Source organism: Flavobacterium cauense R2A-7 (assembly GCF_000498475.1).
GTDB classification, from domain to species: domain Bacteria; phylum Bacteroidota; class Bacteroidia; order Flavobacteriales; family Flavobacteriaceae; genus Flavobacterium; species Flavobacterium cauense.
Window position 1 is genome coordinate 1 of the sequence record NZ_AVBI01000028.1, and the last position, 2,917, is coordinate 2,917.

Annotated in this window: 3 protein-coding genes; all 3 read right to left on the bottom strand. The window is 43.7% G+C overall.

Annotation, left to right across the window (positions count from 1 at the left end; genetic code table 11):
• A partial coding sequence (locus FCR2A7T_RS14455; RefSeq protein ID WP_035118845.1) for an OmpA family protein occupies nucleotides 1-1,727 on the bottom strand: 1,727 nt, incomplete at its 3' end.
• 20 nt (nucleotides 1,728-1,747) lie between these two features.
• The gene (locus FCR2A7T_RS14460; RefSeq protein WP_023572050.1) at nucleotides 1,748-2,668 is read right to left on the bottom strand and encodes a PorP/SprF family type IX secretion system membrane protein; all 921 of its coding nucleotides are present in this window, start codon (nucleotides 2,666-2,668) and stop codon (nucleotides 1,748-1,750) included.
• Nucleotides 2,669-2,743: 75 nt separating this feature from the next.
• Nucleotides 2,744-2,917 (bottom strand): T9SS type B sorting domain-containing protein, encoded by a 174-nt coding sequence (locus tag FCR2A7T_RS15385; protein WP_394330456.1) that lies wholly within the window; start codon nucleotides 2,915-2,917, stop codon nucleotides 2,744-2,746.

Consider the following 2,917-nt stretch of genomic DNA (forward strand, 5'->3'; position numbering starts at 1 on the left):
TACTGCACCGTTGCTTTGGCACGACGGTCGGATAAATTCATATTGAAGCTGTCCGATCCACGGTTGTCCGTGTGCGATTTTACCATAATCACCATGTTGGCGTTGTTTTTCATCACCTGAACCAGTTTGTCTAACTCAAAGGCACCTTCTTTGGTAATGTTGCTTTTGTTGAATTCGAAGAAAATATCGTTTAAGATTACTTCTGTTTCCGTTACAATCACATCGATAGGATCCAATTCCGCCACGATCGGCACTTCACCACCCTTGGACTTCTCCACCGCAATAGTTTTGCTCACAAAGCCGTCTTTCGACACCTGAAGCGTATAGGCCTTGTCGCATTCCGTTGCATAAGTGGCCTTACCGTCCATGGCTGTGGTTTTGGTTTCGATTACGTTGTTGCGGTCATCCAAAATAGCCACCGCTGCTCCCGATAGGATTTCACCGGTCTTGGCATTCTTAACCGTAGTGTTCAACTGTACCCCACATACCGGAATGGCAGCATAAATATCGTCTTGTCCGCCGCGGTTACTCGAGAAAAACCCGATGTTCTGGTCTTTGTGGAACGTGAAAGCGAAATCATCTTTTTCCGAGTTTACCGGTTTTCCAACATTCTTCACTTCGGTTCCTTTTTCAAGATCCACCACAAAAACATCCAATCCTCCAAATCCCTGTCTGGAATCCGATGAAAAGTACAGCTTGTTGTCATCACTAAGGAACGGGAAGTTCTCTCTTCCTTCAGTGTTGATGGTGTTGCCTAAGTTCTGCGGAGTACCGTAGGTATTATCGCCCGTGATTTCCACTTTCCAGATATCCGATCCCCCAAGGGTGCCCGGCATGTTGGATGAGAAATACAACGTTTTGCCGTCTTTGGACAAACTCGGGTTTCCTACATTGTAATCCTTATTGTTAAACGGCAAGGCTTGGATGTTGCCCCACTTGCCATCGGTTTTAGTGGCTCTAAACAAACCAACGTTACCGAATTTTACTTTTTTCTCCTTGTCTTTATCAAAAATCTTGTCTCTGAAGGTTTCACTGGAAAAATACATGGTGTTCCCATCGGCACTTACCGCGGCAGGACCATCATGCCATTTGCTGTTCATTCCTTCCGCCTCGGTTGGCTTACTGAAAGTACCATCGGCATTACGCGTGGTTTTGTACAAATCCAGGTAAGGCTCGTCATTCCAGCCGTAGCTCTTGCGTGAGGTGTTTCGGGCCGAGGCAAAATACAAGGTATTGTCGTTGGTTAATACCGCTCCGAAATCCGATTTGTCACTGTTGATGTCCAGGGTTTTGAAATCAAACATTTTCTGTTGGTCGGTAAGGCGCGGAATATAGTTCGGCTCTTTTTTAAAGGCAATTGCTCTTTGATCGCTGGGTGCCAAAGCAGCAAACTTCTCCATTTGTTGGTTGGAAGCTTCATACTGCGCATTGGCTTTTAGCATTTGCGCATAGCGGTAGTACAACTCGGCATCCTGTTTCTCCTCGGTAGCCTTGGCATACCATTTGGCTGCTTCTACGGTATTGAAAACATTGTAATAACTGTCGGCCAATTGACGGTAAACATAGTTATCGGCTTTATTGTTGCTGACTAATTTTAAATATTCTTCAGCGGCATCAATATATTCGTAACGATTATACAGTTTGTCCGCCGTTTGTGTGTGTTTGTTCTGCGCTGATAGGGTTAAACCAGCGAATACAAAACTTAGAGTAATATAGGTCTTCTTCATGTCTTAATATCGCGGTTAAATTAGAAAAATCGTGGTGAAGTAGATGCTTTCTTGTAGAAATTGATATCATACAACAACATAAACTCATGCGAAGATTTGGTTTTAGCCGATAGATCCGATACGATATAATCGTAAGCATAACCAATACGCAAAGCCGGAGTAATGTTGAAGTTTACCATCGCACCGAAGGAATCCTCCAAACGGTAGGTAATACCCGCTTCGAACTTATTATACAACAACGTGTTTAACGACGCATCAACCGATACCGGTGCATTGAAGGCCGATTTTACCATCGCAAACGGTTTTAATTTCATGTTCTCATTGATATCGAAAACATAACCTCCCGTTACAAAATAGTGAGAAGCCTCCGAACCGAATTTACGACCATTGAAATCAAGGTGTTTCGACTTAAGCATGTTCGGAACCGAAGCTCCGATGTAATACTTGTTCGTATAATAAAACAATCCCGCTCCGATGTTCAAAAACGTATTGCTCGTGTTCTCTGCAAAAGCCGGGTCATCCGCATCCGGAACATTGCTGAATACCTCACTGAACAATCCTACTTTGTGGAACGTTGCTCCCGCTTTCATACCAAAGGCCAACTTATGCTCTTCCCCTAACTTTAACGTGTAAGAGAAATCACCATAAACATTGTTCTCCTCAACAGGACCAATCTTATCCGATATAACCGATAAGCCCAATCCCACATTCTTCCCAACTGGACTGTGACCGAAAAAGGTAGCCGTAGTTGGCGCATCCTCAATCTCAACCCACTGCTTGCGGTATAACAATCCCAACGAAAGGGCATCTTTCGATCCTGCATATGCCGGGTTCATAACACTCATGTTGTACATGTACTGCGTGTAATGAGGATCTTGTTGTGCTTGAACTTCCAATAACCCCATAAAGGCTACCAAAACGGTCAAATAAATTTTCTTCATGCTTGTCTTGTTTAACTTATGGATAATACCGCTCCTTCTTAGCTGTAAAAAGGAGCAGATCACCCTATTTTTATCTTATCGCTCTCTGTTTATATATACCCAACCCGTTCTGGTCTGACCATCTGTCGTATCAATTACATAATAATACGTACCGTCCGGTAACTCCTGACCCGAATTCGACTGACCATGCCATTGATTCGTATAACCCGAACCATAAGTATACGTCGCAACACCGTAACGGTTGAAAAT